We start from the raw sequence: 24,484 nt of genomic DNA on the forward strand, positions 1-24,484 counted from the left end.
TTTCGCTTCCTGCCCTCGTACCTCGGGCTGCCTCACTTCGCTCGTCACCGGAACCTCTCGAGGCGCTCAACCCAAAGGCTGGGAACCATTCGATAGCCACGGCTATTACTGTCATCTCGACCTTTGGGAGAGATCTGGATAGAATTCCTGATAGATCTCTCACTGCGTTCGAGATGACAGTGAAGGGCGCAAGTATAATTCCCTACTCGGAGGGGCTAGGGGTGGGTTTATACCTTGTAAGGACAGGTCGCGACCTGTCCGCGGGAGAACTGAGGCTATAAAACTTATACTTCAGCAATAGTAATGACAGGCTCCCCTCCTTGGCTAAGGAGGGGATAGGGGTGGTTGGACCCGGCACTGCAAGTATAAACTACTGTACTTACTAAGAAGGCTGGACCAGGAGCTATACTAAGGCAGGCGTGCTTGAAACCAGAATCAAAAATATCCCTCTATCCGCCCCATCTCCAGAATTGCTTCAGATTTGCTCCAGGTTTACTTCAGATTCGGGCTTTAGCTTTGAGGCATAAACATTCTTTAACCTTTTAAAGCAAGACCATGAAATCAACCGCATTTGCATTCCTGTTTTTGGGCAGCTTCCTGTTTGCCTGCGACGATAAAGATGATGATGTAAAGCCGGACGATGTGCCTGCAGCCGTGAAAGAAAGCCTGATCAGCGCCTTCCCGAATGCCCAGAATATTGAGTGGGAAAAGAAGGCCGAGGACTTTGAGGCCGACTTCGACCAGGAACTGGTGGATTATGATGCTTTGTTCAACGCCTCCGGTAGCCTATTGAAGCACAAGTATGACCTGCCTGAGGCAGAACTGCCGGAAGAAGTAAAGGCTGGTATCAATCAGAAATACGCTGGCTTCCGCATCGATGATGCCGACGTGCTGGTGCAGGATGGCGATACCCTCTACCAGGTAGAGCTGGAGAAAGACAAGCAAGAGCACAAGCTCGTGTTCTCCGCCGATGGCCAGGAGCAAACAGGCACCCCGTACTGGGACTAATCCCTCCTTTTAGAGCTCAGACTTATGCTTTACAAAGCGCGGTGCTACGGCACGGCGCTTTGCTTTTTTATACCCGCACCGCCCACTGCCGCTAGTCCGCAAAACCTTTTCGAGTCAATAGTTGTATATACAAATAACAAAAAGTACATTTGTGACCATGCGGATAGAAGACGAAATAAATCAGAAGGAATTTAAAGACGATTACCGTCGCCTGATGGCTAACCTGTTGTTTACCAACAACTGGTTGAACCAACAGCTTATCCCTTTTTTCCGGGATCTCGGTCTCACACTGCAGCAGCACAACGTACTGGCTATTGTGCGGGGGCAAAATCCCGAGCCTGCCTGCTTCGGCGACATCCAAAACCGCATGGTTGACCGCAACTCCAACGTTACCCGCCTCATTGACAAGCTCATTGAGAAAGGCTACGTTACCCGCGACATCTGTCAGGCCAACCGTCGCATGATTGAAGTGCGCATCACCGACAGCGGACTGAAAAAACTGCAGGAGGTGGACACCCGCTTCCCGGAACTTTTAGCGCATTTCCATAAACTTTCGAAAGAGGAAGCTGTTATGGCTAGCAACCTGCTCGATAAACTAAGGGGCTAATATTTTTTTCGCTATACATTTGTATACACAAGTAATGTACATACTTTAGAATTTCTATGAAATATATCCAGATAAAAGGAGCCACCATTCCAGCTTTGGGCCTGGGCACCTTCCAGCTAGCGGGAGACACAGCGCAGAAAATCGTCGCCCATGCCCTAGCCACCGGCTACCGTCACATCGACACAGCGCAGATGTACCAGAACGAGGCCGCGGTGGGTAATGCTATCAAGGAGTCCGGGGTAGCCCGAAGCGAGGTTTTCCTGACCACGAAGGTACTGCCGACGAATCTTTCTAAGGAAAAGTTCATGCCCTCTGTGGAGGAAAGCCTGCAGAAGCTGCGCACCGATTACGTGGACCTGCTGCTGATACACTGGCCGAACGCGGAGGTGCCTGTGGAGGAATACATGGCTGAGTTGGTAAAAGCCCAGGAAAAAGGTTACGCCCGGTACATCGGGGTCAGCAACCACCCTACCGCCCTGCTCGACAAGGTGCTGGCCACGGGTGCTGAGATTATTACCAACCAGGTGGAGTATCACCCTTTCCTCAACCAAGACAAACTTTATACTTACCTGCGCCAGCACAACCTGACACTAACCGCCTACAGCCCGATTGCGCAAGGTAAAGTACTGGGCAACGAGACGCTGAAAAGCATCGGTAGCAAGTATGGCAAAAACGAGGTGCAGGTAACGCTGCGCTGGCTCATGCAGCAGGACGGGGTACTGGCCATCCCGAGAAGCGCCAAGGAAAAAAACGTTGAGGCCAATTTCAACATCTTCGACTTTGAGCTCACGCCCCAGGAAGTGGAGCAGATAAACCAGCTGAAGCAGGCCAATACCCGCCTCATCAGCCCTTCCTTCGCCCCGGCGTGGGACACGGTTTAATTGATAATTAAGAATTACGATTTAATAACTATGAATGAGGAAGATTGTGCAGGCTGGAGAACTCCTAAACTTTCTACCTCTCCAACTTTCTAACTACATTATGTCACAACCACTTTTAAAACCAATTACGTTAGGCGACCTGACGCTGAAGAACCGCGTCGTGATGGCACCCATGACGCGCAGCCGCGCCGACAACGAAGACAACGCCGCCAACGACCTGATGGCTACGTACTATGCCCAGCGCGCCAGCGCCGGGTTGATTATCTCCGAGGGATCGCAAATCTCAAAGCAAGCTGTTGGCTATATCAACACGCCCGGCATTTATAGCGCGGAGCAGGTAGCCGGCTGGAAAAAAATAACCGAGGCCGTGCACGCCGAAGGAGGCAAGATTTTCCTGCAGCTGTGGCACGTAGGCCGCATGTCGCACCCCGACTTCCACGGCGGAAAACTGCCGGTGGCCCCCTCTCCCATCAACCCCAACGATAAAGCCTTTACACCCGAGGGCTTCAAAGATACCGTTACACCGCACGAGTTGACCATCCCGGAGATAAAGCAGATTGTACAGGATTTTAAAACGGCAGCCCGCAACGCCATTGATGCCGGTTTCGACGGCGTGGAAGTGCACGGCTCCAACGGTTACCTGCTGCACCAGTTCTTCGTGAGCACGGCCAACGTGCGCACCGATGCCTACGGTGGCTCTGTGGAGAACCGCGCCCGCATCCTGTTCGAGGTGCTGGACGCCATTAAGGAAGTGGTGCCGCAGCACCGAATTGGCGTGCGCCTGAACCCTAGTATGCACGGCGCATTCGGCATCACCGTAAACGAAGATACCATCCCGACCTTCGACTACATTGTAGAGCAGCTGAACAAGTATAACCTGGCGTACGCGCACCTGACTGAGGCCTCGCCGGCCAACAAGGACGTGCCGCACATCGAGCCACAGGTGGCCAAGCGCTACCGTCCGAAGTATAAAGGCAACCTGATTATCAACGGCGGCTTTACACAGGAGACAGGAAATAAAGTAATTGCCGACGGTGATGCCGACATGGTGGCCTTCGGTGTGCCGTTTATCGGCAACCCGGACCTGGTGGAGCGCTTTGCCCAGAACGCCGAGCTGCAGCAGCCGGACCAGAGCAAGTTCTATGCTTCCGGTCCGGAAGGCTATGTGGATTACCCTACGCTGGCAGAAGTGGAAGCCTAGGCCGACGTCACTGCATCATAAAAAAAGGCGCCCGCTATACTTTAGCGGGCGCCTTTTTTATACTTTATACTTTAAGCTGTGAGTTAGCTTTTGCCTCACTCCAGCCTTCTCCTAAAAACAGGGGAGGTTTATACTTGCAGCACCGGGTCCAACCACCCCTGGCCCCTCCTTAGCCAAGGAGGGGAGTTCTGTCATTGCTTTGGCTGAAGTATAAGTTTTATCGCTGTCTTTCTCGCGCGGACAGGTCGCGACCTGTCCCTACAAAGTATAAACCCACCCCAGCCCCTCCGAGGAGGGGAATTGCCTGCAGGCGATTACACCCCTGTTTAGCTTTGCTCGCAAGCTTCGAACTCCCGTTCTCACTTGTCCTCAAGGGAATAGTCTATACCTGCTGCATAGCCATGACCGTAGCTATCGAATTCTTTCCCAGCCTTTGGGTTGAGCGCCTCGAGAGGTTCAGGTGCCTGCAAGGCATTGCGACGCCAGGAGCAAAGGAAGCGAAAGCAGCGCGATGCCCGAAGGCGAGGCCTCCCGGCCTAGGAGGGAGCCAAGTTAGAGATGCAACTTTAGGCTCGTAAATCTGGAGGATGAGCCGCAGCTAGCATGGATAGCTTGGTTCAAGTGGAAGGAAGCGGTGGTTCAGGGAAGTATAAACCAGCAAGTATAAAGTATAGCTGAAGTATAACATATGGCCAGAGCAAGTATGGCTTTTCAAGTCAGTCGAATCAGAGACTCGACACCATCGTAAGACACAAGTCTGAAGACTTGCGCCAGAGAGTGACACAAAGTTAGAGTATGGCGAGCACGTATAAAAAAGTATAACTCCAAGCTTTAAGGCTACAACTATTTATACTTTCTGTTCCCATAGTTTTCCGACAAAAGTATAGATGAACGCGGGTACTTGTTCGTATGCTACGCTGTGCTGCTCATAAGGATGGTAGCGAAACCAGAAGTATGGGGAAGCGCTCTGCTCAAAAATCAGCCGTGGCGGTGGCGCAATAATGGTATTTTTAGCTTAGATTTACCTTTTGAGCCTACCTGTAGGCAGGCTTTATACTTTTATACTTCCGCTTACATTCTATGAAACTGAAAATAAGAACCGGCTTCGGCTACGACGTGCACCAACTGCAGGAGGGGCTCGATTTCTGGCTCGGCGGCATTAAGATTCCACACACGCACGGCGCCCTGGGCCACTCCGACGCCGACGTACTGACCCACGTGATCTGCGACGCCCTACTGGGTGCCGCCAACATGCGCGATATTGGCTACCACTTCTCCGACAAAGATCCCAAGTATAAAGGCATCGACTCTAAAATTCTGCTGAAGGAGGTGGTGCACCTGCTGTCCCGCGAAGGCTACCAGATTGGCAACATCGACTCGACCATCTGCCTGCAGGAGCCGAAGGTGAACCCGCATATCCCCGCCATGAAGGCTTGTTTAGCGGAGGTGATGGGCATCCCGGAGGAAGACATCTCCATTAAGGCCACCACGACCGAGCACCTGGGCTTTGTGGGCAAGAAGGAGGGCGTAGCTGCCTTTGCCACCGTGCTAATTGTAAAGGAGTAAGTACGGCCCGTTAAACCCGCAGCATCGGCACAAGTCTAAGCTGAACTTCTACTTTAGTTATACTTAAGTACAGGGATGAACAGGTTAAATATAGACAACGTACAAGCAACCACCTGAACCATGACTGCTTATACTTTGAACGCCTTTTGTCCTTTGTCTACAGTTCTTTTGTCTTGATACTTATACTTTTAAACACCTAAACTACACCATGAAGAGACATAATCTCTACGCCGCCCTATTGCTGGCCGCTATAGGCTACGGTTGCGCCAAGGGTCCAAGCGCCAGCAACCCCACCACCGATGTGGCCAAACTGAGCGAAGCGGCCCCCAAATATGCTGAAACCATTACGGCGGCAGACCTTTCCAAGCACCTCTACATCATCGCCTCTGACGAGTACGAAGGCCGCAATACCGGCGAAAAAGGCCAGAAAATGGCAGCTGAGTACATTGCCCGCGAGTTCCGCGAGGATGGCCTGGTTGGTCCGGTAAAGGATAACAGCGCCAACCCCTACTACCAGACTTTTAACCTGCAGAAAAGCGCCTGGGGCCAGGGCCATATCACCGTAGGCTCTCAGAAGTATACCATGATGCAGGACTTCTTCCCGTTCGGCTCTTCGCCGTTCAGCACCGAGCAGAACGTAGAGGCTGTGTACGTAGCCGATGCCTCCCAGATAACCGAGGGCAACGCGTCCGGGAAACTGGTGGTAACCAAACTTGCCATGGGTGAGGTGGAGACCAGGATGCGTGGCTTTGGCGCCGCCGCTGAGAAAGCAGGAGCCAAAGGCGTGGTGTATGTGTTAGGCGCCGAGGAGTACAAGCAAATGGAGGAGCGATTCTCACACCGCCTCTCCCAGCCTTCCATCACGCAGATGAACAGCACCCGCACCCGGCCGGCCACTATTTTTGCCGCGCCAAATGTAGGGGCTGCCATCCTTGGCACCACGCCCGATAAACTGGCGCAGGCCTCTGCCTCGGCTGCTTTCACGCCGGCCTCCGGCATTAAAATTCTGATGAGCAGAACTTCTGAGCCGCTGGAAACGGAAAACGTACTGGGCTTTATTGAGGGGACCGATAAGAAAGATGAGGTAATCGTGGTAACGGCGCACTACGACCACGTAGGTGTGGACGAGTCGCTGGAGGGCGATAAGATCTTTAACGGCGCCAACGACGATGGCTCCGGCACGGTGGCAGTTATCGAGCTGGCCGAGGCCTTTGCCCAGGCTAAGAAAGACGGTTACGGGCCACGCCGTAGCGTGCTGTTCATGCTGGTGACTGCCGAGGAAAAGGGCCTGCTGGGTTCTGAGTACTATGCCAACAACCCTATCTTCCCGCTGGAGAACACGGTGGCCAACATCAACATCGACATGATCGGCCGCATGGACTATACCTACGAGAAGACCAACGACAGCAACTACATCTACGTGATCGGGGCCGACAAGCTTTCTTCGGAGCTGCACCAGATAAACGAGGAGATGAACCAGAAGTACGTGAACCTGAAGCTCGACTATACTTATAACGACGAGAACGATCCGAACCGCTTCTACTACCGCTCCGACCACTATAACTTCGCCAAGAACGGTATTCCGATTGTGTTCTACTTCAATGGCGTGCACGACGACTACCACCAGCCGGGCGACCATGCCGACAAAATCCTCTACGATAGCGCCGAGAAGGTATCCCGCCTGGCGTTCCACGTGGCGTGGGAGTTGGCCAACCGCGAAAATCGAATTGTAGTGGACAGCAATAAGAAGTAAGCTTTTACAGTTAGAGAGTTAAAAAGTTAGAAGGTTAGAAAGTTAAGGAGTTAGAGCTGGCCTGAAAGGTAAACTGTAGTTAAGACACAATTAATTATAGCCTTTCTAGTCGCCGGTTCAAAAACTTACAAACTTTCTAACCTTCTAACTTTTTAACTTTATACCTTTAGGGTGTTTTCGTTTTATGAGGATGGCCTGAAGTATGGCTCACTCTGGAAAACGCAGGGGGAAATACAGTATGAGTAAACTGAGACAGTTTCTGCAGGACGCGGAAACGAAAGCATTCGACCAGGGGCACCGCGCCACCATCAAGTTCAACATCGGCAAGTATAACGCCGCCGTGCAGCGCGGTCTTACCCAGTACTCCGACCATGAACTGGCGCGCGAGCGGGCCTCGTATATAAAAACCCAGACCATCAACAACCTGGACAAGTACCTGATGGAGTTTGAGGCCAATTTTACGGCCCGTGGCGGCAAGGTAATCTGGGCCCGCGACGCACAGGAGGCTTTGAAGGAGATTGGGGAGATCATGAAGCGCAAGCGTGCCCGCTCGGTGGTTAAATCCAAGTCGATGACGACGGAGGAGATACACCTGAACGAGTACCTGGAGAAAAACGGCATCGAGACCGTGGAAACCGACCTGGGCGAGTATATCGTGCAGCTGGCAGAGCAGCGGCCCTACCACATCGTTACGCCGGCCATGCACATGTCTAAAGAGGACATCCGGGATCTGTTTGTGCGCAAGCTGGGCATCCCCCCTACCGACAACGCCGAGGAACTGGTAGGCGTGGCCCGCACGCTGCTGCGCGAAAAGTATACGTCGGCGGAGGTAGGCATTACGGGCGGCAACTTCCTGATTGCGGATGTGGGCGGCGTGGCCGTCACCGAAAACGAAGGCAACGGGCGCCTTTCCACCGCCTTCCCCAAAACGCACATCGCCATTGTGGGCATCGAGAAGATGATCCCCTCCATTATGGACTTGGACCTGTTCTGGCCCTTGTTGAGCACCAGCGGCACCGGACAGGGGATAACAGTTTATAACACCATTTTTACCGGCCCGCGCCAGTCCAAAGAAAAGGACGGCCCAGAGGAGATGTACGTGGTGCTGCTCGACAACGGCCGCACCGACCTGCTGGCGCTGCCCGAGAAGCGCGAGGCGCTAAACTGCATCCGCTGCGGCGCCTGCCTGAACGTGTGCCCGGTATACAAAAACATCGGCGGCCATACGTACGAGACCACCTATAGCGGCCCCATCGGCTCGGTAATTACACCGCACCTGAGCGGGATGGCCGAAAACAAGCACCTGAGCTTTGCCAGCTCCCTGTGCGGCGCCTGCACCTCGGTTTGCCCGGTTAAAATCAACATCCACAACCTGCTGCTGCTGAACCGCAAACAAAGCGTAGACGAGGGCATGGCCGAGAGCCAGGAGAGAACGGCTATCAAACTGTGGATGAGGGCGATGAAGAGCAGAACGCTGATGAACCTGGCCCCTGCCGGCATTAAGAATTTTGTGCTGCGCTACGTGCAGAAAGACAGCTGGAGCAAACGCCGCGAGCCGCTGCAAGCCGCGCCAAAATCGTTTAACCAGCTCTGGAAAGAGAAACGCGGAAGATAAAGGAAAAGCCTGCTGATGAAGCAGGCTTTTTTATTAGTCTGAATCAGGATTTGCAGATGGACAGGATTTTCTGTAGTATTTATTACTGGCGCGAGTCTCCAGACTCGTGACCTGCCAATGGTGTGAAGTCTCCGACTTCACTGAGGCCGGAGGCATCAGGGTGAGCTCTGTAAACGATTATCATCCCCCTACCCCCTTCGAAGGGGACTTTCGCAGGTCCGGGACCAACCACCCCTAACCCCTCCTTATCCAAGGCGGGGAATCTGTACTTACTTTGGCTGAAGTATAAGCTTCATAGTTTTTGTCCTCACGCGGACAGGTCGCGACCTGTCCCTACAAGTATAAGTCCAATAACCAACAACTAATAACCAGCAACTAAAACCAACCCCTACCTATCCACTTCGCCCAGCACGATATCCACAGAGCCGACGATGGCGATGAGGTCGGCGACCATACAGCCGCGGCTGATTTCGGATAGTACGGAGAGGTTGACGAAGCTTGGGGCGCGGCCTTTGGCGCGGAACGGCACGTCGCTTTTATCAGTGGTGCGGAAGTAGTAGCCTAGCTCGCCGCGCGGTGTTTCGCCACGGAAGTATAGCTCCTGCGTGCCTGTCATGCGCATTTTCTTGGGACAGGCGGCCTGCGGGTCAAAGTCGGGGGTGCGTTTGTGGTCCCCGGTAAGCTGGTCGAGGCACTGGCGGATGATCTTAACCGACTCGCGGCACTCCAGGGCGCGCACGTAGTTGCGGTCCCAGCAGTCGCCGGTGGTGCCGGCCAGGCCCTGCCCTATCGGCACCTCAAAGTCCAGCTCGGGGTACACGCTGTAGCCATCTACGCGGCGCAAATCATACTTCAGGCCGGAGCCGCGCAGCATGGGGCCAGAGCAGCCATAGTTTATCGCCACGTCCAGCGGAAGTATACCCACGTTGGCCGTGCGGTCTATAAAAATCTTGTTGCCTAAAAGAATGGTGTCCAGCTCGTCGAGCTTGGGCTGCAGGTAGTCTATAAACTCGCGGCAGCGCTCCTCAAAGCCAATCGGCAAGTCATAGTATAAACCGCCTACCCAGATGTAGTTGTACAGCATCCGCGCCCCACACACCCACTCCAGCAGGCGCTGAATATGCTCGCGGTCGCGCAGCAGCCACAGGAACGGCGTAAAGGCCCCAATGTCGATGGCGTAGGTGCCGATGGCTACAAAGTGCGAGGCAATGCGGTTGAGCTCCGTTACCAGCACCCGGATATACTCCACCCGCTTCGGAATCTGGTCGGTGATGCCCAGCAGTTTCTCCACGCCCATGCACCACACATGCTCCGAGTTCATGGCCGCCAGGTAGTCCATGCGGTCTACGTAGGGGATGGTCTGGTTATAGGCCATACTTTCGGCGTGCTTCTCGAAACAGCGGTGCAGGTAACCGATGTGCGGCACCACCTCCTGAATGATTTCGCCGTCGGTGACCACCTCCAGGCGCAGTACGCCGTGCGTGCTCGGGTGCTGCGGCCCCATGTTCACAATCATCTCACCGGCCTTCAGCTCATCCTGGCTGAACTTATTCGGCTCCGACTGCAGCAGGTAGTTTTTGTAGATGGTTGAGGACACGGGGTAAATGATTAATGACTAATGATGAATGAATAGCAAAGGTCGGAAAAAAGGGGGAATGATGGGAGGGGTTTGTTGAGATGGCAGTGTTAGCAATAAAGACAAGGTCTGATATGTATAATTTTAACAATATATAGTATATTAACCCTCTGGTATATATATTTTGCTAAACTATTTAAACCCATTGATTATAAAAATCAAAAACTAATCTATATCATATGCTAAACGAAATTTATCCTGATTTTTTTATATTAGATGGAGATAAACGAAATAAAGAACATAAACTACTAGTATACTCTGATAAATATGCCGAAGGACAGTTACCAAATGCTGCACTAATGCTCATTCGACAATATGGAAAAAGCAAGAGGCTTACTGCTAAAGAATGGAAAAAGGAAAAGAGGACTTTTTATGTCAGTTGGGAGAGGGATAGCCAGAAAATTCAATCAGAACCAATAAATTATCAAATTATATTAAACAATATTAAAAATAACAACATCTTTCTTCCTCATTTGCTCAGACTTCCAACTCTAACAGAAGAGTTTATTGATATTTCAACAAATTATGGCCTAGCCTCCCATCCAATTACCCATAATTTAGAACCTCAAATAAAATTTGTTGCTTGGAACAGAGATGGTTTTTTGGGAGAAAACTTTCCAATAAAGCCAATTTTAGCACGTGAAGGGTTTTGCATAGAATCGTTCTTAGATATTCTTATAGCAAGAGTAATATCCAAAAGAGATACTCTAGTAAATTCATCAAATAAATTCTATTCCTTTAATTGGTTTTTCACTTTACGAGATATAGTTAATGATTGTATTTCAAGTATAGAAATCGCATTACATCTTATGTATAATAAGGCGAAGTTTCATCCAAAACCAGATTGGCTCTTTGATGAAGCAAAGTTAGGATCAAAATACGGTAGAAGATTTAAGGATAAGTTGAAATGGGTGTCACACATATCAGGCAGTTCTTTCAATATTGAATCACTTAAACCGTCTGTTTTTCTTCTTAAAGAAATTCGTAATCATTTGAACCACTTTGACCCACCTAGCTTTTGCCTAACTGCTGAAGAAAGCCCTAAAATTTTGAATGCGGTTTTGGACATCAGTAAGATTCACATAGAGATGAGGAATTCTCTAAACTTATCAATTTCTAACAACCTAATTAATTTATATTTACAGAAGCCAGTATTATTTAATCCAGAGTTAGCATATGCTAGAAGAGCTCCTTTTAATGAGAAAGAGGAGGGATATAATAGTTGCAGATGGCCTGAAGAACAAGAATAAACCAAGCACGCCATTAAAAGGCTATCTCACACCAACCCATGAACCTGCACCTCAGAACCCTCACCCTTACGGACACCGAAGCCATTACCAACCTCTCCTCCCAACTCGGCTACCAGGCATCCGTGGCTGAGACCAACGTATGGCTACAGGAAATTCTGGCGAGCAAAGACCACTGCGCTTTCGGTGCGGTGCTGGACGACAAATTGGTTGGCTGGGTGCATGGGTTTTATACGTTGCACTTGGAATCGGGCGCTTTTGTGGAGATAGGCGGACTGGTGGTTGATGAGAACTGCCGGAGAACCGGAGCCGGCCGGATGCTGGTGGAGCAGGTGCGGGCGTGGGCCGGGCAAAAGGGAATCGGCAAGGTGCGGGTGCGCTGCAACACCCGAAGAACCGACAGCCATACTTTTTACAAAGTAATTGGCTTTGAGGAATTAAAAGAACAAAAGGTTTTCAGTATATTGTGTTAAAATCATACTTCTTATAGCTTTCCCGCTACTACAGGAGTACAGCCTATACTTTTCTTTAGCTTATACTTTCTCCTGATGGGCGCGGCAGGGATGATGCTGTCTTTTCTGCCCCAGGAAGTTGCCGGCAGTTTAGGCATGTCCGAAGCTGCTGCCGTCATCTTGCAATTGCTGGGAGCGCTATACCTTGGCTTTGCCATGATAAACTGGACAGCCAGGGCAAACCTGATTGGCGGGATTTACAGCAGGCCTGTGGCCCTTGGCAACCTGGCCCATTTCGTTATCGCCGCACTGGCTCTGGCCAAGCTATCCTTCAAAACCCCAGCCCTACACTACCTTTGGGTGGCGGCGCTGATTTACTCAGCTTTTGCCGTCCTTTTTGCGTATGTTTTCTTTACCACCCCTGACCTGAAAAGCAAGTATAACTAGAGCACTCAGCATTACGATTGAATAGCTTTAGCATACGCGCTGGCACTACCCTGTAGCCTATACTTCTGCCCCAAAGCAGCCTCCTACCCCGTTAGCTTTCTGATGCCCCGGCTACACGAAGGCTTGTTTATTTCCTTTAATAGCCTTTTTTAACATCCAAGAGTCGATGCTTATGCAGTTGAAATTACTTTTTTCAAGATGGGCGCAGGTAGCGGGGTTATTTTTAATGGGAGGCACGCTAGCCTGGGCTATTAAACTGGCCGTCATTATCTCCACAAATGGCCGGATTATTACCTCCGGTGCCGCTGCTTTTTTCATGGCGACCGGTATTGTGTTGCTGATAATCGGCTCCACGGGCATCGGGTATTACCTCAGCCGGAACCGTAGCGTACTGGTACGGATTATTGCCATGCTGCTTTCCCCTGCGCTGGTATTCGGCTCTTTTATCCTCATTGGCATGGTTACCAACCCCTTGCTGCAGAACAGCAGCATCTGGTATGCACAGCAGGAAGCCCCCATCGGAGTGGCTGTTATCCTGTACATGGCGGTGGGGTATTTCCTTTTCAGGAGCGGCAGGCGCGATACCACCTATGCCTAAGGTATATGCAAGTTCGATATCTGAATTCATACTATAGCTACCTGCTTGCGTCAGCAGAAGGCCACTGTAATACACAGTCCTGGTTAGCCCAGATCTTCAGGAAAAGAAGTCGGCTAATAATAGCTATTTATACTTTCATGGCGACAATCAGCCTTGTATGAATGAAAGAGAAAAAGGTTTTTAGTATATTGTGTTTGCAATATACTTTCGATGAAATTCTCCTACATCCTCTTGCTCATTCTGCTGCTGCTTGCGGACATCTTTGCCTACACCGAAGTAGTCACGCTTATCCGCCAGCCTTCCGACGCCTCAGTTATACTTGGCTTTGGGCTGCTGGCGCTGCTCATACTTGCTAACTTCCTTTTGATCCGTTTTACCCTTAACAAACTAAAAGCCTGATGAACCGAAAAATCACTACCTGGAGCATTGCCGTGCTGCTTATTGTTCTGTTTTCCGCAACCGCCATGACCTCCTGCACCCGCATCGACGCAGGCCATGAGGGAATACTGGTAAAGCTTTACGGCACCGATAAAGGCGTGCAGGACGTGAACCTGGTAACCGGGCGCGTGTGGTACAACCCGTTCACCGAGGAGGTCTTCCAGTTCCCGACCTTCGTACAGACGGTGGATTACCCGGCCTTTACCGTGAACGCGAAAGACGGCTCTGTTTTTACCGTTGATCCGACCATCTCTTTCCGGGTGAGCCCCGGCGAAAGCCCCCGCATCTTCAGCAAGTACCGCAAAGACATTGAGCTGATCACCAAAACGACATTGTTTAACTATACCCGCGATGCCTTCCGCATCCAGTTTAACCAGTACACTACCGACAGCATCATCTCGAACCGCCAGAGTTTCGAGGATAAAGTACAGCTAGCCCTGGACAATGCCCTGCGCAAAGAAGGCTTCGAGCTGGAGCAGATGACCAGCGGTTTGCAGTACCCCGAGGTGATTGTGCAGGCCGTAAACCTGAAAAACAAAGCCGTGCAGCAGGCCATGCAGGTAGAGAACGAGCTGAAGGTAGCTGAAGCCCAGGCCCGCAAGAAAATAGTGGAAGCCGAGGCCGAAGCCCGCGCCAACGAACTGCGACAGCGCACGCTCACACCCCTGCTCATCCAGCAGCAGTTTATCGAGAAGTGGGACGGCAAAACCCCGCTCTACGGCAACTCGCCCACCTTCTTTAAGAACGTGCAGTAAGTATAACGTATAAAACCAAAGGGCGCCGGTTATACTTCCGGCGCCCTTTGGTTTTACCCCACCCCACCCCTCCCCTAAGAACAGGGGAGGGAGCTTTGCAGTACCGGGTCCAACCACCCCTAGCCCCTCCTTAGCCAAGGAGGGGAATTTCTGCATACGATTACATCCCCCTGCCCCCTTCGAAGGGGGACTTTGGCTGGAGCTCCGTCAGCAGGAGCTATCGATTTTATCCCAGCCTTTGGGTTGAGCGCCTTGTGCATGTTGCGGTGCCCGCCAGGGCAGCCCGCAGCGGAGCGAGGAGCAGCTTCAGGCACACAGCGCGAAGCCCGAAGGCGAGCCCTCTCGGGCTTGAGAGCTCCAAAGTATAGATGCAACAATAGCTCATGTAAGTCTGGAGGATGAGCGGTAGCTATTAAGGATAGCTTGGTTCAAGTGGAAGGAAGCCGTGGCTCAGGGAAGTATAAACCAAAGTATAGCCAAAGCATGAAACAGAGAAATAAGAAACTCGCAGCAGGCTGCGAGAGCTTTAGCAAGTAAAAATCCCCCGCCTTAGCCAAGGAGGGGCAAGGGGTGGTTAGACCCGGATTTACTCCGGTTTCTCCCGCTTATCCGGAAACTGCTCGGCGGGCGGTTGCTGGGTAAGTATAACTGGCTCACCCCGGAAGCCATTGTTCTCGTTGTGTTTGTCGTAGGGTACTTTGATGCCGTGGTAGTAGTCCTGTAGCTGGTAATCCTTGCGGAGCGGGTGGCCCTCCCAATCGGCGGCGCAGAGGATGCGGCGCATGTCGGGATGATCTGTAAAGTAGATGCCGAACATGTCGAACACCTCGCGCTCGTGCCAGTCGGCGGTGCGCCAGATGTGGCTAACAGTAGGCACCTGCGGCATCACCTCCTCCGGTGTGCTATTGCGCGGCACCCGTACTTTCAGCGTCAGGTGATGGTCGTAGGGAATGGAGTATAAAGTATAAATTACCTCCATGGTACCCGCCTCCGGCCCGTTGTCCATGCCTGTCAGGCAGGAGAGGTAATCGAAGTAGGTTTGCTCGTTGTCGTGGAGTTCCAGGCATACCTCCGGCAGGCGCTCCGGCTCAAGCACCAGGTATGGCTGCAGGGCATCGGTCTTTGCCTCAAGTATAACCGCTTCGCCAAACTTATCACCTATAAACTGCTGTAGCTCCCCGAAAGTCATAATCATTAATTAATAGTGAATAATGAGTAATGACTAATTAATACATCTAATCATTACTGATTACTCATTAAGCATTCTTCATTCTCTTTGCCATAATTTGCTGCACGGCTCTGGGGGCACGAATGGTTTCCTGGCGGATGATCTCCTGCAGCTTTAAAAAGCCGCCGATCAGCGCCTCTGGCCTTGGCGGACAGCCCGGCACGTACACATCCACCGGAATGATTCTATCCACGCCTTTCACCACATGGTAACCGTGCTCCCAGTAGGGGCCGCCGCAGTTAGAGCAGCTTCCCATCGAGATTACGTAGCGGGGCTCGGGCATCTGCTCGTAGAGGCGGCGCACACGGTCGGCCATTTTAAAGGTAACTGTTCCGGCCACAATCATCACATCCGACTGGCGCGGCGAGGCACGCGGTATAATGCCGAAGCGATCCAGGTCGTAACCCGAGGCATAAGCACCCATCATCTCAATGGCGCAGCAAGCCAGCCCGAAGCCCATCGGGAACAGCGAAGTGAGTCGCGCCCAATTGAGCAGATCGTCGAGCTTGGTGATAACTACGCCGCCTTCTCCTGTCTTATCCACGTTTTATAATTAAGAATGATGAATGACTAATTAAGAATTATACTCCGTTTGTCCTTTGTCCTGCGTCTTTTGACTTCAGGTCATACTTCCGCTCGTTTACGCGCTGGTACACTTCCATTGGGATGCTGGAGCGGCTCTGCGGAAGTATAGGCTTCGGCTTTATCCAATCCAGGTGCCCTTTAGCCCAGGCATACGCCAGGCCAAGTATAAGCACGCCTATAAAGATGAACATCTCCACGAGCGAAAACCATCCCCACACACCGTCTGTGGCCTCTATCAAGTCTTTGCGCCCGAACACGGTGGCCCACGGAAACAGGAAAGCCAGTTCTACATCAAAAATAATGAAGATGAGCGCCACCACGTAAAAGCGCGGGTTAAACTGCACCCAGGCATTGCCAATCGGCTCCTCACCCGACTCATAGGTGGCCAGCTTCTCCGGGTTCGGGTTTTTCGGGCGCACCAGCTTACTGGTGAGCAGGCCAATCACTACGAAAATAGCCCCGCCAACCAGAAAGAGCAGGATGGTTCCGAAGTCTGAGATATAGTTTTCTGCCATTGTGTTGCAGGTGTTTAGGCAAAACTACAATAAAATTTCCACCCCTCCTCTAAAAGAGGCTTCAAGATGGTGTAGGAGTGAGTTTGTGCCTTCTCCGCTGGCGCGGGTTTGCAACCCGTGCCTACTATGGCGTTGGGTTTACAACCCAACTGGCTTGAAAAGCCATACTTTATACTTTGGCTGTACTTTATACTCTGGCTATACTTCCTGCTTTATACTTTCGCTGGCGGGAGCTTGTAGCTTGTGCCTTTTTATACTTGGTGATTTATACCTCCCTAGCTGCTGCTTCCCGCAACCTGAACCAGGCTATCCTTGCTAGCATCCGTTCATCCTCCAGGCTTACATAAGCTACTGTTGCACCTCTGGCTTTGGTGCCCTCCCAGGCCGGGAGGCCTCGTTTTCCCGCTCGGCGCTGGGAGCTTTTCCTGCCCTCGTGCCTCGGGCTGCCTCGCTCTCGCTCGGCACCGGAAAAACTCGCATAGGCGCCTCACAGAAAAACTGGGAACAATTCGATAGCTACAGCCTTTGCTACGGAGCAAGTATAGACTGTCCCCTGGAGGACAAGTGAGAACGAGAGTTCGAAGCTTGCGAGCATTGCTCAACAGGGGTGTAATCGCCCGGAGTAACTCCCCACTCGGGAGGGGCTAGGGGTGGTTGGACCCGGACCTGCAAAGCTCCCTCCCCTCTTTTTAAGAAAGGCTCATAGTAAACAAAACACCCCACAAACCTGTAACAACTATAGCACCGCACACGCTTAAACCATACTTATGCTATGCTTACCGGACGCGTAAACGCACCAGAGATAAATACTGTACATGGCTGGCTTAACACCGACAGGAGTTGGTCCATCAAAGACTTCGCGGGCAAAATAGTGCTGCTCGACTTCTGGACCTTTGGCTGCATTAACTGTCAGCACATTGTGCCCGACCTGAAGCGGCTGGAGGAGGAGTATGCCGATGTGCTGGTGGTCGTGGGCATCCATTCAGCCAAGTTCGACGCCGAGAAGCAGAACGAGACCATCCTGCAGGCTATCCGCAAGTTCGGCATCGAGCACCCGGTGGTAAACGATGCTGACTATAAAATCTGGAACCAGTACGGCGTACGCGCCTGGCCTACCACCGTGCTCATAGCCCCCAACGGCAAGGTAGTGGGCCAGCATGCCGGCGAAGGGGTGTACCAAACGGTACAGCCTTATATAGAGCGGTTGATAGAAGAGTATAAGGATATCCTGAACCACGAGCCGATTCGTTTCCACGTGGAGCATGAAGAAAGGCAGGAGCAGGGTTTGTACTTCCCCTCCAAGCTCATCAGCGACGCAGAGGGGAACATTTATCTATCTGACAGCGGCCATAACCGTATCCTCAAACTTAACCAACAGGGGCAGGTGCTGGAGGTAATCGGCAGCGGCAAGCAGGGCTTCGACGACGGCAGCTACGCAGAGGCTACCTTTTACGAGCCGCACGGGCTGGCGCTTCACGGAAGTATACTGTACGTGGCCGACGCTAAGAACAATGCCATCCGAAAAGTTGATTTAGAAGCAAAACAAGTGAGCACGGCAGCCGGCACAGGCGAGCTGGGTTACTACTTCCTGGACGATAAGCTGGACGAGCCCGTGAACCCCAACAGTCCCTGGGACCTGCTCATACTTGGTGAGCACCTCTACATTGCGAACGCCGGTAACCACCAGATTCTGCGCATGGACTTAGCCACCGAAAAAGTATACCGCTACGCCGGCAGCGGTCGCGAAGCGCTTACGGATGGGCCACTGCGCGAAGCCGCTTTTAACCAGCCCAGTGGTTTGGCGCATAGTGGGCCTGTACTTTATGTAGCCGATGCCGAAGCCAGCGCCATCCGCACCGTAAACACGGAGACAGGCATGGTGCTCACTCCGCTGGGCAGGGGCCTTTTCGACTTTGGGGATGTAGACGGGGATGCCGACGATGCGCTGCTGCAGCATTGCGTGGGCCTGGAGATAATAGACAGCAACGTGTACATTGCCGACACCTACAACGGGAAGATAAAGGTGCTGGATGTACAACGCAGGCGCGTACGCACCCTCACCAGCGGCCTCCACGAACCCAACGACATCATTTTCCTGAACGGGCAGCTATGGGTAACCAGCACCAACAGCCATCAGTTGTTTACCGTGGATATCCATTCCGGGGAGAAGCAGGAGGTGCAGGTGCGTTTTAGCGCGGCCAAAGTATAAAAACGCATACTTAGGCCGCAGCCTGTTGCGCTAGTTGCTGCTTTACGCGCAGCGCCTGCTGTACGTGCCGCTCCTGGTGCAGCACTACAAACTCCAGCGCCTCCCCTATCCGCAGCTTCAGCAGCTTAAAAAATTCCACCGGCACCGCCTTCTTGTTCAGGTCCACCTTCCGGGCATCATAGATCAGCTGCAGCAGCTCCTGCTGGTGTTGCAGAAATTCCCCCACGGTAGCACGGTTCAGCTGGCTGTTGTTGGGGTTCATGTGCTTCACGGTCTTGTGCTTTTTGGTGTTCTGGGGCCGCACCATCTCCACCGATTTTTTTCCCAGCCAGCTGTAGCTTATACTTCCGAGGTGGGCTTGCTCGCCGGTATGCTGCGCAATGGCGTTGGCCAGGGCGGGGTTATAGTAGCGGCTGTAGCGGTTCAGATGCTCCAGGCATTGCAGCATGCTCCAGCTATTGGGGGCAGGTTTATAGTTTAAATCCACCAGACTCATCGACTCGAAGCTGTGGGCCACGGTTTCCGCTAGATGCCTGACAGATTTCGAAAGTTGCTCCAGTGTAGTCATGGTTCTCATAGTCTTAGGTAGTACAGCACAAAGGTACAGCAGGTTACACGCCCTGAGCTGTAACGTTAATCAGGATTTACTATAGTATATATAAAGATTTTTTTGCATATTAAGCACCCGAAGCAACACGTATTCCACGACATTCTAACCTGTATGAAAAACGCTCTAAAAGCACTCTCCCTAGCACTATTTGCCTGCGCCCTGTTCAGCCTGGATGCTGCAGCGCAGTATACTTCCACCACAGACATGGAAGCCCGCCCTGTGCACGAGTATAACGCCATCACCATGATTGGCTCGCCTTACCTGCACCCCGACTTTGCAGAGGGCACTATCACGCTCAGCAATGGCACCATTTACGAGGGCGTCAACATCATGTACGATCAGGTAAGGGATGTAATTGTATTTAAGGGGAAGGATGGCCAGGTAAAGGAGCTGATAGAGCCTGTGAAGGAGTTCTCCATCAACTATATCCACAACAACGGCAAGCTGCACAAAACTTTCCGCAAAGGCTACACCGGCGAGGGAGTTTCGGCGGACGCCTTCCTGGAGGTGCTGGCTGACGGAAAAACCACTTTGCTCAAGAAAACCTCTAAAAAGATATTCGACCGCAAAGGCTACAGCTCGGCCACCATTGACCGGGAGGTGCAGGAAAGCGAGGAGTACTACATTGCTACCGGCAACAAGCTAACGAAGGTGAAGAAAAGCAAGGGATCGCTCTTGGCTGCTATGCCCGGCAAAGCCGATGACCTGCAGAGCTACATTAAAACCAACGCCCTGAACCTGCGAAACGACAGCGATATAATTAAACTGGTAGAACACTACAACAGCCTGTAGAGCGCTGCTTATACTAGAAACGCCTGATGCGGGGTCACTCCTCCGTCAGGCGTTTTTTTGTTGATGCTGAGCAGCTGTGAAGTATGGGATTTACTGAGAAGGATGAGGGGCAGGATTAGGTAGTAAAGTGTTCTCTGTGATACCGGATAAACTCCCGGTTAAGCCTATGCTCTGCCTTCACATATAACTCTCCTTCTAACCCAACAAGTTTAAAATCATCCTCAATAGTAAACCCACCATAGTCAAACATTATGTGATGGTTTGGACACAAGCAAAGCAGGTTATCTAATGTGTCAGGACCATTATGCGGCACACCAAGTGGCTTTATATGCGCTGCCTCAGCATAAAAACCTGCATTTGTAACTATTCTAGTATGACAAACCTGACAATGAAAGTCATAAACTTCCTTGACTTTGAGGGTTAGTTGGTAATCTCTATTGATTCTTTGATGGATAACAGCTGTTCGAGTAGCTTTAGCATACTCAGGGGAGTCTTCATTCAATTCAAAGATACTTCCACGGTCTACTTCTAGTTTTTCAAGGCGAAACAGCCAAACATCAAAGCCTGATTTCCCTCTCTTTTTCCAGTAATCTGTAACTTTATAGAGGCCATCATACCGGTACCCAAAAGCTGGTGAGTGTTTCGACTTATGATTGGCTCCCCTTATTACCCTAACCGGCAGTTGATTTTGACAATTAATAGCCAGGGCTTTGTTTTTATCTGACAAGACCTGATGAGCGACTTGCTTCTTGGAGTTGGGGTCTCTACCACCATGGCCTGTGTAGATGATTATGTTCCCCAGATCAAGGTCATCCTCATACCCACCGGAAAGTACGATAGAATCTGCCCCCTCTTTTTGAGAGCCGCTTATTCCTGCTTGATTTGGTCTATGCACTTTACTGTGCGATAAGGCAATCCTGCTTTCGAAGATATCGCCTTCATATACATTGGGTATGTGACCAAAAACACGCTTGCTCATAGGTAGCTCAATCACTTTAAGTGAATATAGGTATTTCTAAGTAAAAGCTCCCTTACCGCCGCTGCTCAAAACCCTCAAACCGCTTCAGATCCTGCTTTTCCTCCACCTCCACTTTCTCTACCTTCGCACGCCTGGGCCCGACGTGTACCCAAGCTTCGAGCATCTCCAGCACCTGCGGCTCTCCTTCGGCCTCTAGGTATACTGTCCCGTCGGGCTCGTTCCGCACAAAGCCCGTAAGGCCCAATTCCTGCGCCTTCTCCTGTGTGCTGGCCCTGAAAAAAACGCCCTGCACCTTGCCGTGCACGCGCATGGCCACGCGCTTCTTCGCTTTCTCTTCCATCATCCAAGTATAAAGTATAACCTTCGTCTCTGCTCAAGAAAAACGGGAAGAACAATCCATGGTTATGCTGTTTATACTTTGGCGGTGCAGAACATTATCCCTGCCCTCATTTGTTATCATTTAAACACGTATACTTGTATACAGGATACGGGACATTTGCCCGCACAAACACAACCAGGAAGGAGTTAAAAACCATGTCACTACTATTCACAGATTTTAAAAGCTGGCAACAGCACTGCGCTGAAACCGGCGAACCGCTCTACCAGCCCGTGCTGGAGTATGAGATAGAGCAGAAAGACCGCACCGAGGAGTTTATCTGGGAGAACATCGCCAAGGCCTACGACGTGATGAAAGACGCCGTAAAAACCGGCCTCAGCGAGGACATGCGCTCCCGATCCGGCATGGTGAACAACGGGGCCAAGAAAGTGGCTAAATCGCCGGTTACGGTACTCTCGCCGGAGTTCCAGATGCTCGTGTCGCGGGCGCTGGGGGCCAAGGAGGTAAACTCGTGCATGGGTCGCGTGGTGGCCGCGCCAACGGCCGGCGCCTCCGGTATACTTCCGGGCACCCTTACCACCCTGCAGGAGCTGCACGGGCTGGAAGATAGAAAAATACACGAGGCCCTGCTGGTGGCAGCCGGCATCGCCTTGATTATTGAGCAGAATGCCTCGCTGGCTGGTGCCGTAGGTGGCTGCCAGGCCGAAACGGGCAGTGCGGCCGCGATGGCGGCGGGCGGCATTGTCTACTGCCTCGGCGGCACGGTAGACCAGGTGTTCAACGCAGTGGCTATTACTATCCAGTGTATGCTGGGCCTGGTGTGCGACCCGGTGGCAGGCCTGGTGGAGGTGCCCTGCATTGTGCGCAACGCCAGCGCAGCGGCCATTGCCTTCTCTTCGGCCCAGCTGGCCATTGCCGGCGTAGACCCGGTTATTCCGGTAGACCAGTGCGTAGCTGCCTTAGGCGAGGTTGGCGAAAGTATGGAACGCAAGTATAAAGAGACCGCCGAGGGCGGCCTGGCCAACACCCCGAGAGCCCGCGAGATAGAAAACTTCGTGCTGGTGCAGGACGTGGAGATTCTGCCGGATGAGGACGAGCACTAAGTTGCTTTCCGGGAGGGAGGCTACCATTCCAGATGCATGTTTAATCCACTTTTCCAGGGATGGGTGCATTTGTTTGGTCTAATCGGGTTCAGAGGGAAATTAAGCTGGTATAACAGCGAAAATTGTCGCTCTTCCTATTAACTCCTGACAGAAAACGCCTCTATTCCGACAAACGCAGCGCTTTTCTGCCATTAATGCCGTACCTTTGCACGAACCCAAAACAGAAGGAATTTCTGTAAAAATTTATACTTATGATCAGAAGACCAAGACGTAACCGCCAGACGGAAGCTATCCGCAACCTGGTGCAGGAAACAACACTGGGAATCAATGATTTCATATACCCGCTCTTCGTAATCGAGGGCCAAAACCAGCGCATAGAGGTGGCCTCCATGCCAGGCATCAACCGCTTCTCCATCGACACGCTGCAGGAAGAAGTGGCAGCTTGCGTGGAGCTGGGCATCAAGTCTTTTGCGCCGTTCCCAAGTATACCCGAGCAGCTAAAGGACAAGTATGCCTCCCAAAGCCACAACCCGGAAGGACTCTACGCCAGAGCTATCCGCGAGATAAAGAAGAACTTCCCTGACGTGGCGATTTTCTCTGACGTAGCCATGGATCCCTACAGCTCTGACGGCCACGACGGTATTGTAGAGAACGGTGTAATCCTCAACGACGAAACCCTGGAAGTACTGGGCAAAATGGCCCTGGCGCAGGCAGAGGCAGGTGCCGATGTGGTAGCCCCTTCGGATATGATGGACGGCCGCGTGGCGCACCTGCGTCATGTGCTCGATGAGAACGGTTACCAGCACGTAGGCATCATGAGCTACACTGCCAAGTATGCCAGCGCCTTCTACGGCCCCTTCCGCGACGCCCTGAGCTCTGCTCCGAAAAAAGGCGACAAAAAAACCTATCAGATGAACCCCGCCAACAGCCGCGAGGCCCTGCTGGAGGCCGAGCTGGACATTGCCGAGGGTGCCGACTACCTGATGGTAAAGCCGGCCCTGGCCTACCTGGACATTATTAAATCGCTGCGTGAGAACTCGCACCTGCCCATCGCTGCCTACAACGTGAGCGGCGAGTACGCCATGGTAAAAGCCGCCGCCCTGAAAGGCTGGCTGGATGGTGAGAAAGCGATGTTAGAGAGCTTGCTAAGTATAAAACGTGCCGGCGCAGACATCATCCTCTCCTACTTTGCCAAGGAGTTTGCACAGCTGCAGCAGCGCTAGTAAAGTATAGATAAGCATAGAACCCCCGCCCTGGCTTAGCTGCTCAGGGCGGGTTTTTTGTTTTATACCCCACCCCTACCCTCCCCTAAAAACAGGGGAGGGAGTCTACAATACCGGGTCCAACCACCTCTACCCCTCCTTATCTAAGGCGGGGAGCCTGTACTTGCTTTGGTTGAAGTACAAGCTTCGTAGTTGCGGGTATGGCGCGGACAGGTCGCGACCTGTCCCTACAAGAATCAACCCACCCCTACCCCTCCGAGGAGGGGAATTATACTTGCTGCTCACCCTGTCATCTCGAGCAGGGCGAGAGATCTATCGGGAATTCTTACCAGATCTCTCCCGATGGTCGAGATGACAGCAAAAGCAGTGGCTATTGAATGCTTCCCAGCCTTTGGGTTGAGCGCCTTGTGAGATCCGGTGCCCGCCAAGGGCATGCTGAGCGAAGCGAGGCAAGGAGGGAACACCGCGCGATGCCCGAAGGCGATCCCTCTCGGGCTTGAGAGCTCCAAAGCTTGAGGTGCAACAATAGCTCATGTAAACCTGGAGGATGAACAGTGGCTAGAAAGGATAGCTTGTATCCAGTTGCGGATAACGGCGGCAAGGGAAGTATAAATATGAGGCACGAGCTACAAGCTCGCGCCAGCAGCAGCTCAGAAAGTATAGCCAAAGTAAAAGCGCAAACTCCCTTAACACAGGAAC

Annotated in this window: 24 protein-coding genes; 17 read left to right on the top strand and 7 right to left on the bottom strand. The window is 52.1% G+C overall.

Translation table 11 applies throughout. From position 1 onward, the window contains the following. The first annotated feature begins 555 nt into the window (after nucleotides 1-555). The 7 genes from BM040_RS09225 (at nucleotide 556) to BM040_RS09255 (ending at nucleotide 8,631) form a co-directional block, all read left to right on the top strand. Entirely contained in the window at nucleotides 556-1,008 is a 453-nt protein-coding gene (locus BM040_RS09225) for a PepSY-like domain-containing protein (protein ID WP_245756167.1), read from the top strand. 157 nt (nucleotides 1,009-1,165) lie between these two features. Then, the gene (locus tag BM040_RS09230) at nucleotides 1,166-1,615 is read left to right on the top strand and encodes a MarR family winged helix-turn-helix transcriptional regulator (protein WP_092100423.1); all 450 of its coding nucleotides are present in this window, start codon (nucleotides 1,166-1,168) and stop codon (nucleotides 1,613-1,615) included. Between the two features lie 56 nt (nucleotides 1,616-1,671). Continuing rightward, nucleotides 1,672-2,496, top strand: coding sequence for an aldo/keto reductase (locus BM040_RS09235; RefSeq protein ID WP_092100425.1), 825 nt, complete (start codon nucleotides 1,672-1,674; stop codon nucleotides 2,494-2,496). 100 nt (nucleotides 2,497-2,596) lie between these two features. Beyond that, nucleotides 2,597-3,697, top strand: coding sequence for an alkene reductase (locus BM040_RS09240; RefSeq protein WP_092100427.1), 1,101 nt, complete (start codon nucleotides 2,597-2,599; stop codon nucleotides 3,695-3,697). A 1,080-nt stretch (nucleotides 3,698-4,777) separates the two neighbouring features. Continuing rightward, a complete protein-coding gene (ispF, locus tag BM040_RS09245) occupies nucleotides 4,778-5,263 on the top strand; it encodes a 2-C-methyl-D-erythritol 2,4-cyclodiphosphate synthase (protein WP_092100428.1) in 486 nt (161 codons plus the stop codon). 208 nt (nucleotides 5,264-5,471) lie between these two features. Next, a complete protein-coding gene (locus tag BM040_RS09250) occupies nucleotides 5,472-7,016 on the top strand; it encodes a M28 family peptidase (protein ID WP_092100430.1) in 1,545 nt (514 codons plus the stop codon). A gap of 238 nt (nucleotides 7,017-7,254) precedes the next feature. Further along, nucleotides 7,255-8,631 carry a LutB/LldF family L-lactate oxidation iron-sulfur protein gene (locus BM040_RS09255; protein ID WP_092100432.1) on the top strand — a complete coding sequence of 459 codons (1,377 nt, stop codon included), beginning with the start codon at nucleotides 7,255-7,257 and terminating at the stop codon, nucleotides 8,629-8,631. A 388-nt stretch (nucleotides 8,632-9,019) separates the two neighbouring features. Here BM040_RS09255 and BM040_RS09260 read toward each other — a convergent pair whose 3' ends face one another. Further along, nucleotides 9,020-10,228 carry an NADH-quinone oxidoreductase subunit D gene (locus BM040_RS09260; RefSeq protein WP_092100434.1) on the bottom strand — a complete coding sequence of 403 codons (1,209 nt, stop codon included), beginning with the start codon at nucleotides 10,226-10,228 and terminating at the stop codon, nucleotides 9,020-9,022. Nucleotides 10,229-10,446: 218 nt separating this feature from the next. On the opposite strand from BM040_RS09260, the gene BM040_RS09265 reads away from it, so the two are divergent. The 6 genes from BM040_RS09265 to BM040_RS09290 all read left to right on the top strand — a co-directional run bounded on the left by BM040_RS09265 (nucleotide 10,447) and on the right by BM040_RS09290 (nucleotide 14,204). Continuing rightward, on the top strand, nucleotides 10,447-11,517 hold the full coding sequence (locus BM040_RS09265; RefSeq protein WP_092100436.1) for a hypothetical protein: 1,071 nt from the start codon (nucleotides 10,447-10,449) through the stop codon (nucleotides 11,515-11,517). Between the two features lie 38 nt (nucleotides 11,518-11,555). Beyond that, nucleotides 11,556-11,987 (top strand): GNAT family N-acetyltransferase, encoded by a 432-nt coding sequence (locus BM040_RS09270; RefSeq protein WP_092100438.1) that lies wholly within the window; start codon nucleotides 11,556-11,558, stop codon nucleotides 11,985-11,987. 75 nt (nucleotides 11,988-12,062) lie between these two features. Further along, nucleotides 12,063-12,413 carry a hypothetical protein gene (locus tag BM040_RS09275; RefSeq protein WP_092100440.1) on the top strand — a complete coding sequence of 117 codons (351 nt, stop codon included), beginning with the start codon at nucleotides 12,063-12,065 and terminating at the stop codon, nucleotides 12,411-12,413. A 178-nt stretch (nucleotides 12,414-12,591) separates the two neighbouring features. Further along, entirely contained in the window at nucleotides 12,592-13,011 is a 420-nt protein-coding gene (locus tag BM040_RS09280; RefSeq protein ID WP_139217788.1) for a hypothetical protein, read from the top strand. Between the two features lie 210 nt (nucleotides 13,012-13,221). After that, the gene (locus BM040_RS09285; RefSeq protein ID WP_092100444.1) at nucleotides 13,222-13,410 is read left to right on the top strand and encodes a hypothetical protein; all 189 of its coding nucleotides are present in this window, start codon (nucleotides 13,222-13,224) and stop codon (nucleotides 13,408-13,410) included. Beyond that, nucleotides 13,410-14,204 carry an SPFH domain-containing protein gene (locus BM040_RS09290; protein WP_092100446.1) on the top strand — a complete coding sequence of 265 codons (795 nt, stop codon included), beginning with the start codon at nucleotides 13,410-13,412 and terminating at the stop codon, nucleotides 14,202-14,204. Before BM040_RS09285 ends, BM040_RS09290 begins: the two co-directional genes overlap by 1 nt. 586 nt (nucleotides 14,205-14,790) lie before the next feature. On the opposite strand, the gene BM040_RS09295 is transcribed toward BM040_RS09290, so the two are convergent. The 3 genes from BM040_RS09295 to BM040_RS09305 all read right to left on the bottom strand — a co-directional run bounded on the left by BM040_RS09295 (nucleotide 14,791) and on the right by BM040_RS09305 (nucleotide 16,532). Continuing rightward, nucleotides 14,791-15,399, bottom strand: a complete 609-nt coding sequence (locus BM040_RS09295; RefSeq protein ID WP_317040166.1) for an NADH-quinone oxidoreductase subunit C — start codon at nucleotides 15,397-15,399, stop codon at nucleotides 14,791-14,793. Nucleotides 15,400-15,460: 61 nt separating this feature from the next. Next, complete coding sequence (nuoB, locus tag BM040_RS09300) at nucleotides 15,461-15,976, bottom strand: NADH-quinone oxidoreductase subunit NuoB (RefSeq protein WP_073851253.1); 516 nt, start codon at nucleotides 15,974-15,976, stop codon at nucleotides 15,461-15,463. Nucleotides 15,977-16,013: 37 nt separating this feature from the next. Next, nucleotides 16,014-16,532 carry an NADH-quinone oxidoreductase subunit A gene (locus tag BM040_RS09305; protein WP_092100448.1) on the bottom strand — a complete coding sequence of 173 codons (519 nt, stop codon included), beginning with the start codon at nucleotides 16,530-16,532 and terminating at the stop codon, nucleotides 16,014-16,016. A gap of 772 nt (nucleotides 16,533-17,304) precedes the next feature. On the opposite strand from BM040_RS09305, the gene BM040_RS09310 reads away from it, so the two are divergent. Continuing rightward, on the top strand, nucleotides 17,305-18,741 hold the full coding sequence (locus BM040_RS09310) for a thioredoxin-like domain-containing protein (protein WP_092100450.1): 1,437 nt from the start codon (nucleotides 17,305-17,307) through the stop codon (nucleotides 18,739-18,741). Between the two features lie 10 nt (nucleotides 18,742-18,751). Here the strand turns inward: BM040_RS09310 and BM040_RS09315 are convergent, their stop codons facing one another. Then, the gene (locus tag BM040_RS09315) at nucleotides 18,752-19,318 is read right to left on the bottom strand and encodes a DinB family protein (protein WP_092100452.1); all 567 of its coding nucleotides are present in this window, start codon (nucleotides 19,316-19,318) and stop codon (nucleotides 18,752-18,754) included. A gap of 144 nt (nucleotides 19,319-19,462) precedes the next feature. Here BM040_RS09315 and BM040_RS09320 point away from each other — a divergent pair, with 144 nt between their 5' ends. Then, nucleotides 19,463-20,143, top strand: coding sequence for a hypothetical protein (locus tag BM040_RS09320; RefSeq protein WP_092100454.1), 681 nt, complete (start codon nucleotides 19,463-19,465; stop codon nucleotides 20,141-20,143). A gap of 115 nt (nucleotides 20,144-20,258) precedes the next feature. On the opposite strand, the gene BM040_RS09325 is transcribed toward BM040_RS09320, so the two are convergent. Both BM040_RS09325 and BM040_RS09330 read right to left on the bottom strand, forming a co-directional pair. Next, entirely contained in the window at nucleotides 20,259-21,122 is an 864-nt protein-coding gene (locus BM040_RS09325; RefSeq protein WP_092101437.1) for a YDG/SRA domain-containing protein, read from the bottom strand. Nucleotides 21,123-21,174: 52 nt separating this feature from the next. Further along, the gene (locus BM040_RS09330; protein WP_317040167.1) at nucleotides 21,175-21,465 is read right to left on the bottom strand and encodes an acylphosphatase; all 291 of its coding nucleotides are present in this window, start codon (nucleotides 21,463-21,465) and stop codon (nucleotides 21,175-21,177) included. 191 nt (nucleotides 21,466-21,656) lie between these two features. Between BM040_RS09330 and sdaAA the strand changes: the two genes are divergently transcribed. Both sdaAA and hemB read left to right on the top strand, forming a co-directional pair. Continuing rightward, nucleotides 21,657-22,562, top strand: coding sequence for an L-serine ammonia-lyase, iron-sulfur-dependent, subunit alpha (gene sdaAA / locus BM040_RS09335; RefSeq protein ID WP_092100456.1), 906 nt, complete (start codon nucleotides 21,657-21,659; stop codon nucleotides 22,560-22,562). 251 nt (nucleotides 22,563-22,813) lie between these two features. Further along, nucleotides 22,814-23,785, top strand: a complete 972-nt coding sequence (hemB, locus tag BM040_RS09340; RefSeq protein ID WP_175491028.1) for a porphobilinogen synthase — start codon at nucleotides 22,814-22,816, stop codon at nucleotides 23,783-23,785. Nucleotides 23,786-24,484: the final 699 nt, after the last annotated feature.

The sequence above is a fragment of the Pontibacter chinhatensis genome, assembly GCF_900113285.1.
GTDB classification, from domain to species: domain Bacteria; phylum Bacteroidota; class Bacteroidia; order Cytophagales; family Hymenobacteraceae; genus Pontibacter; species Pontibacter chinhatensis.